The sequence below is a fragment of the Bacillus sp. HSf4 genome (assembly GCF_029537375.1).
Lineage (GTDB): Bacteria > Bacillota > Bacilli > Bacillales > Bacillaceae > Bacillus > Bacillus sonorensis_A.
Genome location: NZ_CP120679.1, coordinates 2,907,302 through 2,922,617, shown reverse-complemented (window position 1 = coordinate 2,922,617; position 15,316 = coordinate 2,907,302). Strand labels below are relative to the sequence as shown.

The following is a 15,316-nucleotide window of genomic DNA, read 5'->3' as shown; positions in this document are numbered from 1 at the left end:
GGGGAAAAGGTCATGAAATTGGTTGTGCAACGCGTGACAGAGGCAAGCGTCTCAGTAAACGGCGAGACGGTCGGCAAGATCGGGGCCGGCTTGATGGTGCTTGTCGGCGTCACACATGATGACACAAGTGAAGATGCCGCATATTTAGCGGAAAAGCTCGTCAATCTGCGAATATTTGAGGATGACGGCGAAAAAATGAATCTTTCTCTATTGGATGTTGGAGGCTCGGTTTTGTCGGTCTCTCAATTTACACTGTACGGAGAGACGAAAAAAGGGAGGCGCCCGAATTTTACTAAGGCGGCGAAGCCGGATACGGCGCTTCAATTGTACGAAGAGTGGAACAGCCTCCTCCGGGAAAAAGGCGTCACTGTCGAAACGGGCAGGTTTGGGGAAATGATGGATGTCAAATTGACGAACTCCGGCCCGGTTACATTTATCATGGATTCAAAAGCGTAAAAAAGCTGCCAAATGGCAGCTTTTTTTAGTCGAAATAATGTTCAAGTCCGCTTCTGATCCCGTCCGTCACCCGTTCACGGTAAGCGTTTGTGCTGACGACCGCTTCTTCCTGCGGATTGCTTAAATAGCCGAGTTCTAACAGGGCAGCCGGCTGCTGATTTTCCCTCAACACAAAATAATCGCCGAACAACACGCCGCGGCTTTTCAGAGGCGAGTGTTTTTCGATTTCAGACTGGACGTCTGCGGCCAGCTTCTGATCTTTAGACGTACTGTAGTAATAAGCCGTGTTACCATTTACAGATGAATTGGCGATACTATCATAATGAATGCTGATGAATGCATCGGCATTTCGATAATGAGAGGTCGCAACACGCGACTGAAGGCTGACGAAGGTGTCGTCATTGCGCGTCATGTAGACGTTAACCCCATCGGCTTTGAGCTTGGCGGCGAGAAGATTCGCCGTTTTTATGGTCAGCCTCTTCTCAAGCGTCCCCCGCGTTCCGATTGTTCCGCTGTCATGTCCGCCATGTCCGGCATCAATCACAACCGTTTTGTTTTGGATAGAACCGTTTGAATCCGAACGTTTTGATGAGGGAGGTGAAGGGATGTCCAAATCTCCCGCTGAACTTGATCCATCAGACGTCTGAACGACCCAGCTGGCGACATAAGCCGTGTTACCGTTTGACAGCGTAATTTCATACCAGTCCGCTTTTTCGCCTGTAATCGGGTAGGACTCGCCTTTTTCGGCGCGTTCGACAATCGGCGAGGAAGTCGAAGCATCGCTGCGAATATTTGTTCCTTCGTACACGATGGTGGCTTTCTGTTTAGCATCGGATGCGGCGCTTGTTTCTCCATCGCCCGTGTTCTCTTTATGATCCTCTACAATATAGTGGCTTGCTGCCCAGCCCTTTTGCCCGTCAAACTCGATTTCATACCATCCGTGCTGTTCATCTATAATCGTCACGTCTGTGTTCCGTTTCAGCGTAGCGATGATTGTTCCTTGATGGGAAGCATCGCTGCGGACATTTAGAATGGAGACTCCGACTGTGCCTGTTTTAGATGAAGTATTTGTACCTGATGATTGAGCTGTTTTTTGCTCTGAACCATCTTGTGTGACATAATCGGAATGAACCCATCCTGTTATATTTTGATAGGAAATCTTCATCCATTTTCCATCGGTTTTTAATACATCAGCCTGTTCACCTTGAGGGAAAGTGCCTTGGACTTCATATGAAGTGCCGGGCCCTTTTCTGATCCTCAAATCAGATGCGGAAGATGTCACCTTTCCGCTTGTGGATTCAGATCCGCCGGAGCTTTGAGCTTTTTTCTGAATCAGCCAATCGACAACCCAGCCTTTTTGACCGTTGTTCAACTGGATTTGCACCCAGTCCCCTTTTTCTTCGAGGATCGGATAGCTTTCATTCCGGCTGACGACGCTGATGATCTCGTGGCTCAATCCCGGACCGCTTCTGACGTTGATTTCATCGGTGGCGATCACGGCTTCCCCGATCGCCGCCGACGCGGTGCCGGACGGTGTGAAAATGGCCGCAGGAGCTGCCAGCATGATCGACAGGATCAATATTGCGCTTTTTTTCATATTGATTCTCCATCTCCTCCTTTCAGTAAGAAACTTGGAACAATACTTCTTTCTTTATATCGTATATTCCTTGGAGATTTTTTAATAAAATGAAAATGATTTGTTTATACTATAGAAAAAAGATTGCAAAAGGATGTTGCGATATGAGGTATAATCAAAGGATGGGTAAAGCGATCCATGAGCTGGATGCAAATCTGCATCTTAAGGATGATGCCGATCCCGAGCACATAGGCTTCCTTGAAGAAACAGCAACAGAGCTGGGTCTGACATCAAAAGAATCACTAAAGAATAAAAAGAACCGTCATTAGGGTTGACATGGAAACAGAACCTTCGTATTATAATATAAATTGGTATACATATGAGTTGAACTGAAGATGGAGAATAGTAGGTAAGAGTACGTGAAAAGAGAGGAACCGCCCTGGGCTGAAAGCGGTCTGCACGGTATCTTATCCGAATGAACACTCCGAAGGTTTCCCGCTGAAAACTAAGGTCGAAAAAGACAGGTGATTAGGCGGAGGACGTGAGCCTGCGTTAAAGGTAAGAAAAGCGGGAACTGTAAAAAGTTCCAACTAGGGTGGCACCACGGGTATAACTCTCGTCCCTACTATTGGTTTTATAGTAGGATCGGGGGTTTTTTCTATTTTACATATAAGAAAAAGGTATTTTGAAGAGGAGGCTTTACAAATGGGATTTAATATTCCAAGGGGAACGCAGGATATCCTCCCCGGAGAATCAGAGCGCTGGCAATATGTAGAGAAGATTGCGAGAGAGACGTGTCATGCGTATCAATATAAAGAAATCCGGACGCCGATTTTTGAACATACAGAGCTATTTTCACGCGGTGTGGGAGAATCGACTGATATCGTTCAAAAGGAAATGTATACGTTCGCTGACAAAAAGGGGAGAAGCCTGACGCTCCGTCCCGAGGGTACGGCTTCTGCAGTCCGTTCTTTTGTTGAAAATAAACTGTTTGCAAATCCTGTCCAGCCGACAAAGCTGTATTATATCGGCCCGATGTTCCGCTATGAAAGGCCGCAGACCGGACGCTTCCGTCAATTTTATCAATTTGGCATCGAAGCGATCGGTTCAAGCGATCCGGCGATTGATGCGGAAGTCATTGCGCTGGCGATGAGCGTGTACAAAAAAGCTGGTCTGCGCAATTTGAAGCTCGTCATTAACAGCCTTGGCGACAAAACGAGCCGGGCTGCTCACAGAGAAGCGCTGATCGATCACTTCGAACCGCGCATTGATGAATTTTGCGGCGACTGCCAAAAGCGTCTCAAGCAGAATCCGCTGCGGATTTTAGACTGCAAAAAGGACAGAGGTCATGAGCTGATGAAAACGGCGCCGTCCATTTTGGAATATTTAAACGAAGAGTCAAAAGCTTATTTTGCAAAAGTGCAGCAATACTTAACAGACATCGGGATTTCGTTTGAAGTGGATCCGAATCTCGTCAGAGGACTTGACTACTACAACCATACAGCTTTTGAAATCATGAGTGATGCGGAAGGCTTCGGAGCCATCACGACGCTTGCCGGCGGAGGGCGCTATGACGGGCTGACCGAGGAATTCGGCGGACCGAAAGCGCCGGGCATCGGCTTTGCGATGAGCATTGAGCGCCTGCTTGCCGCACTGGATGCTGAAAATGTAAAAGTCGGAGCGGATGAAGGCATTGACTGCTATATCGTCACACTTGGCGACAAAGCCAAAGACTATTCCGTATCCCTTCTCTATAAACTGAGAGAAGCGGGGATATCCGCTGAAATCGACTATGAACAGAAAAAAATGAAAGGCCAGTTTAAAGCCGCCGATCGCCTCAATGCGAAATATATCGCTGTTTTAGGCGAGGATGAACTGAACCAAAATCAAATGAATGTCAAAGATGCGAAAACAGGAGATCAACAGGCCATTGGCCTTGATGAATTCATCCGTTTTTTGAAAACAAACACTGAAAGTTAAAGGAGAGGACCGCTTTGTTTGGACGAACGTATTATTGTGGCGAAATAACGGAGAAGGCGATCGGAGAATCCGTCGTTTTAAAAGGATGGGTTCAAAAAAGACGCGATCTCGGAGGCTTGATTTTTATTGATTTGAGAGACCGTACCGGCATTGTGCAGGTCGTATTTAATCCAGACGTTTCCAAAGACGCCCTGGAAACAGCTGAAAGCATCCGCAGCGAATATGTGCTTGACATTACAGGCAAAGTCGTTGCCCGTGAAGAAGCAACAGTCAATCCGAACTTGAAAACCGGAAGGATCGAAATTCAGGCGGAATCCGTTGATGTGCTGAGTGCGGCTAAAACGCCTCCTTTTGCGATCAGCGACCAGGCTGCAGAAGTATCTGAAGACATCAGATTGAAGCACCGCTATCTCGACTTGCGCCGTCCGGAGATGTTCAACTCCCTGAAAATGCGCCATAACGTCACAAAAGCTGTCCGCCGCTTTTTGGATGACAACGGCTTTCTTGATATTGAAACGCCTGTTTTAACAAAAAGCACGCCCGAAGGCGCGCGCGACTATCTTGTGCCGAGCCGTGTGCATGAAGGGGAATTTTATGCGCTTCCGCAATCTCCGCAAATCTTTAAGCAGCTCTTGATGGTGTCAGGGTTTGACCGCTATTATCAAATCGCCCGCTGCTTCAGGGATGAGGACCTGCGCGCCGACCGTCAGCCTGAGTTTACGCAAATCGATATCGAAATGTCGTTTATGAGCCAGGAAGACATCATGAAGCTCTCAGAAGAAATGATGGCGCATGTGATGCGTGAAACGCACGGCATTGAAATCTCGCTTCCGCTTCCTAGAATGTCGTATGAGGATGCCATGAACCGATACGGCTCAGACAAACCGGATACGCGCTTCGGCATGCTTTTGACGGATGTGTCAGAAGCAGTGAAGGATTCGGACTTTAAAGTGTTCGCTTCAGCCGTGACGAACGGCGGAGCGGTCAAAGCGATCAATGTTAAAGGTGCCGCTGCAAACTACTCTCGCAAAGATATCGATGCGCTTGGAGAGTTCGCTGCAAACTATGGAGCAAAAGGGCTGGCTTGGCTGAAAACAGAAGCGGATGGACTTAAAGGACCGATTGCGAAGTTTTTTGCCGGCGAAAAACAGGAGGCGCTTGTTCAGGCGCTTGACGCCGCAGATGGGGATCTGCTTCTCTTTGTGGCCGACAAGCTCGAAGTCGCCAATGACGCGCTGGGAGCACTTCGTTTAAAGCTTGGTAAAGAGCTGAACCTGATCGATGAAAGCTTGTTTAACTTCTTATGGGTTGTCGACTGGCCGCTTCTTGAGTACGATGCTGAGGAAGGCCGCTACTATGCCGCGCACCACCCGTTCACAATGCCTGTCAGGGAGGATCTCAAGCTGATCGAGACGAACCCGCAGGACATGAAGGCGCAGGCTTACGATCTTGTCCTAAACGGCTATGAACTTGGAGGCGGTTCGATCCGTATTTTTGAAAAAGACGTTCAGGAGAAAATGTTTGGCCTTCTCGGCTTTTCAGAAGAAGAAGCGAAGGAGCAATTCGGGTTCCTGCTCGAGGCTTTTGAATACGGGGCTCCTCCGCACGGCGGTATTGCGCTCGGTCTTGACAGGCTGGTGATGCTGCTCAGCGGCCGTACGAATTTGAGGGATACGATCGCATTTCCGAAAACGGCCAGCGCAAGCTGCCTGATGACCGAAGCGCCAAGCGAGGTCGACAACGCTCAGCTTGATGAGCTGCACCTGGAAATTAAACACAAAATTCGACAGTGAATTGTAAAATATACGGCTGTACATCCCATTGAAAATCAAAGGGACGTATGATATCATTTTTAACAAATAAAGTCCTGATGTGTTTGTTGTACACCTAGTTTTGACCGAACATTTTTTTACTTGGGAGTTCGACGTTTTCAAATGGAGCAAACGCCTCTTATCACTCGGGTGCTAAAGAGGACTTGCAAAGTTTGGAACAGAACACCCACCTGCCGAGAGCGGGATCAAAACGAAGGAATGCGACAACGGCACAATCGGGACTTTTTTTGTGCGGAAAAAAGGCGGTTTTTAAGCCATACATAGGATAATGTATGAGACGGAACGAAAAAATATGAAAAAGACTGCTTGTTTAATCACCCGATTGTGTTAAGATACTATCGGTAATTGTATATAAAGATGGAGTGAGGTTCTTGTTACATCAGTTTTCACGCAATGAATTAGCGATTGGCAAAGAAGGATTGAATATTTTAAAAAACAGCACGGTTGCCGTTTTAGGCATCGGCGGGGTCGGCTCATTCGCGGCCGAAGCGCTCGCCCGTTCTGGAGTCGGCCGGATCGTCATGGTCGATAAAGATGACGTTGACATCACGAATGTCAACCGTCAGCTCCCCGCTTTGCTTTCAACGGTCGGGCAGCCGAAAGTGGACTTAATGAAAGCGAGAATCGCCGATATTAACCCGGAATGCGATGTCGTCGCTTTAAAAATGTTCTATACCGAAGAGACGTATGAGCAGTTTTTTGCTTATGAACCGGATTATGTGATCGACGCTTCAGATACGATTCATTATAAGATCCATTTGATGAAAGAGTGCCTCAAGCGGAACATCAGCATCATTTCGAGCATGGGTGCGGCCAATAAGACGGATCCGACAAGATTTCAGGTGGCCGATATTTCAAAAACGCATACGGACCCGATTGCGAAAGTGGTGCGGACAAGGCTGAGAAAAGAAGGGATTACAAAGGGTGTCAAAGTCGTGTTTTCTGACGAAAGCCCGATCGTCATCCGCGAAGACGTCCGCAAAGAAGTGGGCAATGACGAAGCGAAAATCCGCAAAGCGCAAATGCCGCCGTCTTCCAACGCTTTCGTCCCGTCCGTCGCCGGCTTGATCATGGGCGGCCATGTGGTCATGGAGCTTTTGAAAGATATTCCGATCAAAAGGGTGAAAGATAAATAAAGCAAAAAGGACAGCAGAGGTGCTGTTCTTTTTGTCATTTTAAGAGGAAAAGCTTCAGAATGCGTAGCGCACACTTGGACGGTACTTGCCAAGTGCCAATCTTTTGAGGCGTTTGACGAGTATTTCGTTCATCGATAAAAGAAATGGAGAGATAGGCGTCCCGCAACACCGTCCGCTATATTTAAAGGCCTGACTCAGCAGGCCTTTTGTTATTTCTTTTTCATCAAATTGTCGTAGATCTGCTTTAACGCCAGTTCAAACTTCCCTGTCTGTTTCGGCTGATAATACACTTTGTTTTTGAGAGGATCGGGCAGGTACTGCTGTTCGACCCAGCCGTTTTCGTAGTCATGCGGGTATTTGTAATCAACACCTCTGCCAAGCTCTGCCGCTCCTTTGTAGTGCGCGTCTTTTAAATGCTTTGGCACATCGCCGATTTTTCCCGCGCGGATGTCGCTAAGAGCCTCGTCAACAGCGAGAATCGCCGAGTTTGACTTGGGCGACAGACATAGTTCGATCACGGCGTTTGCCAGTGGAATGCGTGCTTCCGGGAAGCCGAGCCGCTCTGCCGTTTGAATCGCCTGGAGCGTTCTTCCCCCGGCTTGAGGGCTGGCAAGGCCGATGTCTTCATAGGCGATGACGAGCAGCCGCCGGGCGAGGCTTTCTAAATCCCCCGCCTCAATCAGCCGCGCCAAGTAATGGAGAGCGGCGTTGACGTCAGACCCTCTGATCGATTTTTGAAAAGCGGAGATTACGTCATAATGGGCATCGCCATCTTTATCATGTGTAAAGCTTTTTTTCTGCAGACACTCCTCCGCAATGTCCAGTGTGATGTGAATCGTTCCCTCACCGTTTTCCTTTGTGGACAGGACGGCAAGCTCCAAAGCGTTCAGCGCGGAACGGACATCTCCGCCGCAGCCTGCGGCGAAATGGTCAAGCGCTTCTTCATCGATTTTGACGTCATATGTGCCTAAGCCCCGGTGTTCGTCTCTTAACGCACGTTTGATGGCCGCTTTTATCTGTTCGGAACTCAGTGGATGAAGCTCGAAAATCTGCGTTCTGCTTCTGATCGCGGGATTAATCGCATGATATGGGTTCGCTGTTGTCGCACCGATCATGATGATCATGCCGTTTTCCAAATACGGCAGGAGGAAATCCTGCTTGCCTTTGTCGAGCCGGTGGACCTCATCCAGTATTAAAATCACCTGCCCGGACATTTTTGCTTCGGCAGCAACGGCTTCCATGTCTTTTTTGTTATTGATCACGGCGTTCAGCTTCCGGAAGGCGATGCTTGTGCTTCCGGCAATCGCGGTCGCGATCGATGTTTTTCCGATTCCCGGAGGGCCGTATAAAATCATCGATGAAAGGTGTTTTGCCTGTACCATCCGGTGAATGATTTTTCCTTCTCCTACGAGATGATCCTGGCCGAGAATGTCTTCTATTTTGGTCGGTCGCATACGAAATGCCAATGGTTTCATGAATAATCTCTCCTGAATGTATTCTTTTTATAGAGTAACGGAAAAAAGACGATTAGAAAAGAAATGAATATGGCAAGCTGAACATATGGGTTGAAAATGAAAGTTTAAATAAAGTGTGCTATAATAACCTGTAATCTATCAGATGGACAAGGCGGAAGACCTGTCCCAAAGCGTATTTTTTACATATCAGATGCCCGGTGTGACACCCGGGCTTATATAAGCGCCGGGCGTGTTGATGACCGGATAGCGGCTAAAAGGGGCAGCATCCCTTTAAGCACCGGTATGAAGCCCGGCTGAAAGCTTGACTTTTTATAGGGTAGAGGTGTTCATTTTGAAAATATCAACTAAAGGCAGATACGGGCTGACGATTATGATTGAGCTTGCCAAAAAGCATGGGGAAGGTCCGACTTCATTGAAAAGCATTGCCCAGACGAACGATTTATCAGAACATTATTTAGAACAGCTTGTTTCACCATTGCGGAATGCCGGCCTCGTGAAAAGCATCCGCGGCGCATACGGCGGCTATATTCTCGGTGACGATCCTTCGGCGATTACGGCGGGGGATATCATTCGCGTCTTGGAAGGCCCGATCAGCCCCGTTGAAGTGCTTGAAGATGAGGAGCCGGCCAAGCGCGAGCTGTGGATTAAGATCCGCGACGCCGTTAAAGAAGTGCTTGACTCGACGACGCTCGAGGATTTGGCAAGCTACACGGAAGGCGATCAGGAAGCCTATATGTTTTACATTTAAGATCGAGGTGTAATCTAGGATGGAACGGATATATTTAGATCATGCAGCAACGTCTCCGACTGACCCGCGCGTCGTCGAAAAAATGCTGCCTTACTTAACGGAAAACTTCGGAAACCCTTCAAGCATACATTCTTTTGGAAGGGAAAGCCGGAAATGGCTTGATGATGCAAGGGCGATGATCGCTGAAGAAATCGGAGCGCATCACAATGAAATCGTTTTTACGAGCGGCGGGACAGAAGCCGATAATATGGCGATTTTAGGCAGCGCGCTGGCGAGAGAAAAAGAAGGCCGCCACATCATTACAACCAAGATCGAGCACCACGCCGTTCTCCATACATGCAACAGGCTGGAGGACATGGGGTTTCATGTCACATATCTTGATGTGGATAAAAGCGGACGGATCTCGGCGGAGCAGGTCAAAGAGGCGCTGCGCGACGACACCATCCTTGTCACTGTGATGTACGGAAACAATGAAGTGGGAACGATTCAGCCGATTGAAGAAATCGGAGCGCTTTTAAAAGATCATCAAGCCTTGTTTCACACAGACGCTGTCCAGGCCTTCGGCTTTTTGCCGATTGATGTAAAAAAGAGCCATATCGATATGATGTCTGTCTCCGGGCATAAATTGAATGGTCCCAAGGGGACAGGCTTTTTATACGTCAATGAGCATGTGAAGCTCACCCAGCTCCTTTTCGGAGGCGAACAGGAACGAAAACGCCGTGCCGGAACGGAAAATGTCCCGGGCATTATCGGGCTGAGGGAAGCCGTCTCGCTTGCAAAACAGGAGAGAGACGAAAAACGCGCGCTCTACCGTCGATTGAAAGACATCATCACCGATACGCTTGAGACGGAAGGGGTCTCATTTGCTGTAAATGGAAGTGTCCGGCACAGCCTGCCGCACATTTTGAATTTATATTTTCCCGGGGTATCGGTTGAAGCGCTGCTTGTCAACTTGGATATGGCGGGGATTGCGGTGTCGAGCGGGTCGGCCTGCACCGCCGGATCAGTGCTGCCTTCCCATGTGCTCTCCGCCATGTTTGGCGAGGATGCGGACCAGCTGACATCATCGATTCGGATCAGCTTCGGCTTCGGCAATACGGAAGATGAGGTAAAGCGGGCCGCAAAAGAGCTTGCGGACATCGTCAAGCGTTTGTCATAAGCTAAAGATTCGCATCAGGTGCGGCAATGATGATATGATCTGGAATGACAAGTTTTTGAATTGATTTATTGGAGTTGATGGAAATGGCGAAGCGGCCTGAGGATACACGCGTAGTCGTGGGGATGTCAGGAGGCGTAGACTCATCTGTGGCAGCTCTGCTGCTGAAAGAGCAGGGCTATGATGTCATCGGAATTTTTATGAAAAACTGGGATGACACAGATGAAAACGGTTTTTGCACAGCGACGGAAGATTATGAAGACGTCATTAAAGTGTGCAATCAAATAGGCATTCCATATTATGCGGTAAACTTTGAAAAACAATATTGGGAAAAGGTCTTCCAATATTTTCTTGATGAATATAAAGCGGGAAGAACCCCGAATCCCGATGTCATGTGCAATAAAGAAATTAAATTTAAAGCTTTTTTGGAGCACGCTTTATCCCTTGGCGCCGATTTCCTCGCCACAGGCCACTACGCGAGAGTCGACCGCAGCGGGAACCGCGTCAAAATGCTGAGAGGTCTTGATGAAAATAAAGATCAAACCTATTTCTTGAACCAGCTGACAGAGGAGCAGCTTAGCAAAGTGCTGTTTCCGATCGGAGAGCTGCAAAAAAGCCGCGTCAGGGAAATGGCCAAAGAAGCGGGACTCGCGACGGCGTCGAAAAAAGACAGCACTGGGATCTGCTTTATCGGCGAACGGAATTTCAAAACGTTTCTCAGCCAATACCTCCCTGCACAGCCGGGAGAAATGCGGACGATGGATGGCGAAGTTAAAGGCCGCCATGACGGTTTGATGTACTATACGATCGGGCAAAGGCACGGGCTTGGTATCGGCGGAAGCGGAGAGCCTTGGTTCGTCGTCGGAAAAGACCTGGAAAAAAATATTTTATATGTTGATCAAGGCTTCAGCAATCCGCTCCTATATTCTGATCAAATTACGGCGACAAATGTCAGCTTTGTACATGAGGGCGCATTTGGCGGCGAATCTGAACTCGCCTGCACAGCTAAATTCCGCTACCGTCAACCCGATACCGAAGTCACTGTCAGAATGACCGGAGAAGGTGAAGCGGAAATCGTCTTTAAAGAGCCTGTCCGCGCCGTCACACCCGGGCAAGCCGTCGTTTTTTACAAGGGCGACGAATGCCTTGGCGGCGGAACGATTGACGATGTGTATAAAGACGGACAACAACTGTGGTATGTATAAAGAGGGCATTCCGGGAAAATAAAGGGCCCCGGGGCTCTTAACGGCTGTCGACACTGTCGACGGCCTTTTTAAAATAGAGGACGAAAGGGAGAGGGCGTTGGACTACAACCAAACAGGAATTGAAGCCATGCAAAAAGGCGATTTTGAAAAAGCGGCGGAAGCCTTTACAAAAGCGATTGATGAAAACAGCGGCGACCCCGTCCCGTACATCAATTTCGCGAACTTGCTATCAGCGGTCGGCGAATTGGATCGGGCGCTCAAATTTTATGAAAGAGCGGTCAGCCTTGATGAAAAAGCCGGTGCGGCTTATTATGGTGCCGGAAATGTATATATGATGAAAGAGCGTTATCAAGAAGCAAAGGACATGTTTGAAAAAGCACATCGGACGGGCATGGAAAACGGCGATCTCTTTTATATGCTCGGCACCTCGCTGATGAAACTTGAGCAGCCGAAGCTTGCGATGCCGTATTTGCAACGGGCGGCCGAGCTGAATGAATCGGACCATGAAGCGCGCTTTCAATACGGGATGTGCCTTGCTAATGAAGGGATGCTTGACGAAGCGATTGAGGCTTTTTCTAAGGTTACAGCCCTTGATCCATCCCATGCGGATGCTTTCTACAATTTAGGGGTCGCTTACGCATTTAAAGAAAATCGCCAAAAAGCGCTTGACATGCTGAACAAGGCGATTCAAATCCAGCCTGACCATATGCTGAGCATACGTGCGAAACAGCTGCTTGAAGAGGATTGAATCCGTCTTGTCAGGCCAAAGCTAAAAAGGAGGGGGGAAAAACGTGAAACAGCCTCAAAATCCCGGGCAAATGCAAATGGAAGAAGCCTCTTTTCTGAAAGGGACGGTAACGGGTGTCATTTATCATAATGAAACAAACCTCTACACCGTCCTAAAAGTAAAAGTGCAGGAAACATCGGAGTCTTTTGAAGAAAAAAGCGTTTCAGTAACGGGATACTTCCCTGCGGTCTTTGAAGATGAAACCTATACATTTTACGGAAAAACCGCCTCCCATCCGAAGTTTGGCCTGCAATTTCAAGCGGATCATTTTAAAAAAGAAGTTCCCACGACAAAAGAAGGCGTCATTCAGTATTTAGCAAGCGATTTGTTTGAAGGCATCGGCAAAAAAACGGCCGAAGAGATCGTCAAAAAGCTTGGAGAGGGTGCGATCAATAAAATTTTAGAGGACGCTGCCGTCCTGTATGATGTGCCAAAGCTCTCCAAAAAAAAGGCGGATAAGCTTGCCTCAAGCCTTCAGCAGCATCAGGGACTTGAGCAGATTATGATCTCCTTGAGTGAATTCGGCTTCGGGCCGCAGCTTTCCATGAAAATTTACCAGGCATACGAATCGGAAACCCTTGATAAAATCCGGGAAAATCCGTACCAGCTTGTCAAGGATGTGGAAGGCATCGGCTTTATCAAGGCAGATGAACTAGGCGGAAGAATGGGGATTTCAGGCAAACATGCCGAACGGATCAAGGCGGCGCTTTTATATACGATTGAAGCGGCATGCCTTCAGGAAGGACATACGTACATAGAAACCAAGCAGCTGATCATCGAGACGCAAAAGCTGTTGAACCAGTCGGCAGGCGATGAGAAAGTGACGGAAATGGATGTGGCGGATCAAATCATTGCGCTTGGCGAGCAAAAAGAACTTTTCGTAGAAGACGACAGATGCTACTATCCATCGCTTTACTACGCTGAACAAAACTTTGCCAAAAGAGTCCGGAAGATCGCCGAACAGACCGAATACGATGAGCAGTTTCCCGAATCTGAATTTCTGCTTGCTTTAGGCGAGCTTGAAGAGCGGATGCAGGTTCAATATGCACCAAGCCAAAAGGAAGCGATACAAAAGGCGCTGATGTCGCCGATGCTGCTTTTAACAGGCGGCCCCGGCACGGGTAAAACGACCGTCATCAGAGGAATCGTTGAATTGTACAGCGAGCTTCACGGCTTGAGTCTGAATCCCGCCGATTATAAGAAAGACGAAACCTTTCCGTTTGTATTGGCTGCGCCCACAGGAAGAGCGGCAAAACGGATGAGCGAGTCGACAGGTCTCCCGGCTGTCACGATCCACAGACTTCTCGGCTGGAACGGCGCCGAAGGTTTTACACATGATGAAGACAACCCGATCGAAGGGAAGCTGGTCATCATCGATGAAACGAGCATGCTTGATATATGGCTGGCCAACCAATTGTTTAAAGCGATTCCCGATCATTTACAGGTGATTATGGTCGGGGATGAAGACCAGCTCCCGTCCGTCGGTCCTGGACAGGTGCTGAGAGACCTGCTCGCATCAAACGTGATCCCGGCTGTCAGACTAACCGATATTTACAGGCAGGCCGAAGGGTCGTCCATTGTGGAAATGGCGCATGAAATGAAAAAAGGCTACCTCCCGAAAAATTTGACGGCGCCGACGAAAGACCGCTCTTTTATCCGCTGCCGCCAACAGCAGATCAAGGAGGTTGTAGAAAAAGTCGTCAAAAATGCGCTGCAAAAAGGGTATTCAGCACGGGACATTCAAGTGCTTGCCCCGATGTACAAAGGACCGGCCGGTATCAATGAATTGAACTTGACCCTGCAAAACATCCTGAATCCGCCGAAACCGAAGGGCAGAGAAATCAAATTCGGGGAAGTCGTATACCGGACGGGCGATAAAATTCTTCAGCTTGTCAACCAGCCTGAACACAATGTATTCAACGGCGACATGGGCGAGATCGTCTCCATCTTTTATGCAAAAGAAAACACGGAAAAAGAAGATATGGCGGTCATCTCTTTTGACGGCAACGAAATCACATTTACCAAAAAAGATTTTAACCAATTTACACATGCGTATTGCTGCTCGATTCACAAATCGCAGGGCAGCGAATTCCCGATCGTGATTCTTCCCATTGTCAAAAGCTATTACAGGATGCTGAGAAGAAACCTGCTGTATACAGCCATCACAAGAAGCAAAAAATTCCTGATTTTGTGCGGAGAAGAGGAGGCTCTTGAATGGGGCGTCAGAAATAAAGAATCCTCGGAACGGCAGACGTCTCTTAAAAGAAGGCTGCAACAGGCCGCCCATGAAGAAGATGAAGAGCTGATGGCGCTCCAAAAGGAACTGCCTTTCAGCGTATTTGACGCCAATATCGGAATGGAGGGTGTCACACCGTTTGATTTTATGGAAGAAGAGGCGGAATAAGGATCTTTTCATGGAATCCATTACATCGTATGAGTCCCTTTCTTGCGGCAGAAGCTAAGACTGTTCGACAAAAGGTGGTTGATCACACTTTGAGAACATGCAATGAGCTGGAAGGGCTCAATGTTTATGATAAACAGTCTTCTCTTTTGCTTGGGATGGTGACGGATATCTGTTTTTCGCAGGAAGGGACATGTCTCGGATTTATTATGGAAGAAAAACGGCGGTTTTATCATCATCGTTCCCTTCTTCCGCTTCCCGCTGTCACGGACATTACAACAGACGGCGTATATGTTGATTTCACCGAATTTAAGCCGATGCACATCCCGAAGCAGGCTCTATCCTACGACCAGCTGAAGCAAAAAATGGTCAAAAACGGCTCTGGTGAAACACTGGGGATGCTGGAAGATGTATACTTTTCTTCAGACTCGGGCATAATCGTAGCATATGAACTATCAGACGGTTTTTTTGCCGATTTGTCAGGCGATAAAAAGCAAGTTCAGTCATCAGGAGAACCGCTTGAAATAGGCAGAAACACAATCGTCTTGAATGAATAAGAGGTGT

At 48.1% G+C, this 15,316-nt stretch carries 13 protein-coding genes, 1 other RNA gene and 1 other annotated feature; of the genes, 12 read left to right on the top strand and 2 right to left on the bottom strand.

Features of this window, described 5'->3' with window-relative positions; translation table 11 throughout:
• The first annotated feature begins 12 nt into the window (after positions 1-12).
• On the top strand, positions 13-456 hold the full coding sequence (gene dtd, locus P3X63_RS15090) for a D-aminoacyl-tRNA deacylase (RefSeq protein ID WP_026588078.1): 444 nt from the start codon (positions 13-15) through the stop codon (positions 454-456).
• A 25-nt stretch (positions 457-481) separates the two neighbouring features.
• Here the strand turns inward: dtd and P3X63_RS15085 are convergent, their stop codons facing one another.
• Positions 482-2,053: an N-acetylmuramoyl-L-alanine amidase family protein gene (locus P3X63_RS15085; RefSeq protein WP_277691281.1), complete on the bottom strand. Its 1,572-nt coding sequence runs from the start codon at positions 2,051-2,053 to the stop codon at positions 482-484.
• Positions 2,054-2,196: 143 nt separating this feature from the next.
• Here P3X63_RS15085 and P3X63_RS15080 point away from each other — a divergent pair, with 143 nt between their 5' ends.
• The 5 genes from P3X63_RS15080 (at position 2,197) to P3X63_RS15060 (ending at position 6,980) form a co-directional block, all read left to right on the top strand.
• On the top strand, positions 2,197-2,361 hold the full coding sequence (locus tag P3X63_RS15080; RefSeq protein ID WP_163170565.1) for a YrzK family protein: 165 nt from the start codon (positions 2,197-2,199) through the stop codon (positions 2,359-2,361).
• 54 nt (positions 2,362-2,415) lie between these two features.
• Positions 2,416-2,659: a binding site (T-box leader), on the top strand.
• Between the two features lie 78 nt (positions 2,660-2,737).
• The gene (gene hisS / locus P3X63_RS15075; RefSeq protein ID WP_277691277.1) at positions 2,738-4,012 is read left to right on the top strand and encodes a histidine--tRNA ligase; all 1,275 of its coding nucleotides are present in this window, start codon (positions 2,738-2,740) and stop codon (positions 4,010-4,012) included.
• A 14-nt stretch (positions 4,013-4,026) separates the two neighbouring features.
• On the top strand, positions 4,027-5,805 hold the full coding sequence (aspS, locus tag P3X63_RS15070) for an aspartate--tRNA ligase (RefSeq protein ID WP_277691276.1): 1,779 nt from the start codon (positions 4,027-4,029) through the stop codon (positions 5,803-5,805).
• A gap of 68 nt (positions 5,806-5,873) precedes the next feature.
• Positions 5,874-6,070, top strand: a non-coding RNA gene (gene ssrS / locus P3X63_RS15065) — 6S RNA.
• Positions 6,071-6,215: 145 nt separating this feature from the next.
• Positions 6,216-6,980: a tRNA threonylcarbamoyladenosine dehydratase gene (locus P3X63_RS15060; protein ID WP_077736332.1), complete on the top strand. Its 765-nt coding sequence runs from the start codon at positions 6,216-6,218 to the stop codon at positions 6,978-6,980.
• Positions 6,981-7,189: 209 nt separating this feature from the next.
• Here P3X63_RS15060 and P3X63_RS15055 read toward each other — a convergent pair whose 3' ends face one another.
• Positions 7,190-8,455, bottom strand: a complete 1,266-nt coding sequence (locus P3X63_RS15055) for a replication-associated recombination protein A (protein ID WP_026588073.1) — start codon at positions 8,453-8,455, stop codon at positions 7,190-7,192.
• A 331-nt stretch (positions 8,456-8,786) separates the two neighbouring features.
• Here P3X63_RS15055 and cymR point away from each other — a divergent pair, with 331 nt between their 5' ends.
• From cymR to P3X63_RS15025, 6 genes are all read left to right on the top strand, one after another.
• The gene (gene cymR, locus P3X63_RS15050; RefSeq protein WP_026588072.1) at positions 8,787-9,203 is read left to right on the top strand and encodes a cysteine metabolism transcriptional regulator CymR; all 417 of its coding nucleotides are present in this window, start codon (positions 8,787-8,789) and stop codon (positions 9,201-9,203) included.
• A 19-nt stretch (positions 9,204-9,222) separates the two neighbouring features.
• Positions 9,223-10,362 (top strand): cysteine desulfurase family protein, encoded by a 1,140-nt coding sequence (locus tag P3X63_RS15045; protein WP_277691271.1) that lies wholly within the window; start codon positions 9,223-9,225, stop codon positions 10,360-10,362.
• 83 nt (positions 10,363-10,445) lie between these two features.
• Complete coding sequence (gene mnmA, locus P3X63_RS15040) at positions 10,446-11,564, top strand: tRNA 2-thiouridine(34) synthase MnmA (protein WP_277691269.1); 1,119 nt, start codon at positions 10,446-10,448, stop codon at positions 11,562-11,564.
• Between the two features lie 97 nt (positions 11,565-11,661).
• Positions 11,662-12,312 (top strand): tetratricopeptide repeat protein, encoded by a 651-nt coding sequence (locus tag P3X63_RS15035; RefSeq protein ID WP_026588069.1) that lies wholly within the window; start codon positions 11,662-11,664, stop codon positions 12,310-12,312.
• A gap of 70 nt (positions 12,313-12,382) precedes the next feature.
• Positions 12,383-14,755, top strand: a complete 2,373-nt coding sequence (gene recD2, locus P3X63_RS15030) for an SF1B family DNA helicase RecD2 (protein ID WP_277692935.1) — start codon at positions 12,383-12,385, stop codon at positions 14,753-14,755.
• Between the two features lie 89 nt (positions 14,756-14,844).
• Positions 14,845-15,309, top strand: a complete 465-nt coding sequence (locus P3X63_RS15025; protein WP_026588067.1) for a PRC-barrel domain-containing protein — start codon at positions 14,845-14,847, stop codon at positions 15,307-15,309.
• Positions 15,310-15,316 lie beyond the last annotated feature (7 nt).

What these genes read in the sequence shown, in the direction of transcription:
- dtd (WP_026588078.1), top strand. Translation starts at nt 13, where the DNA reads ATGAAATTGGTTGTGCAACGCGTGACAGAGGCAAGCGTCTCAGTAAAC.
- P3X63_RS15085 (WP_277691281.1), bottom strand. Translation starts at nt 2,053, where the DNA reads ATGAAAAAAAGCGCAATATTGATCCTGTCGATCATGCTGGCAGCTCCT.
- P3X63_RS15080 (WP_163170565.1), top strand. Translation starts at nt 2,197, where the DNA reads ATGAGGTATAATCAAAGGATGGGTAAAGCGATCCATGAGCTGGATGCA.
- hisS (WP_277691277.1), top strand. Translation starts at nt 2,738, where the DNA reads ATGGGATTTAATATTCCAAGGGGAACGCAGGATATCCTCCCCGGAGAA.
- P3X63_RS15055 (WP_026588073.1), bottom strand. Translation starts at nt 8,455, where the DNA reads ATGAAACCATTGGCATTTCGTATGCGACCGACCAAAATAGAAGACATT.
- P3X63_RS15045 (WP_277691271.1), top strand. Translation starts at nt 9,223, where the DNA reads ATGGAACGGATATATTTAGATCATGCAGCAACGTCTCCGACTGACCCG.
- mnmA (WP_277691269.1), top strand. Translation starts at nt 10,446, where the DNA reads ATGGCGAAGCGGCCTGAGGATACACGCGTAGTCGTGGGGATGTCAGGA.
- recD2 (WP_277692935.1), top strand. Translation starts at nt 12,383, where the DNA reads ATGCAAATGGAAGAAGCCTCTTTTCTGAAAGGGACGGTAACGGGTGTC.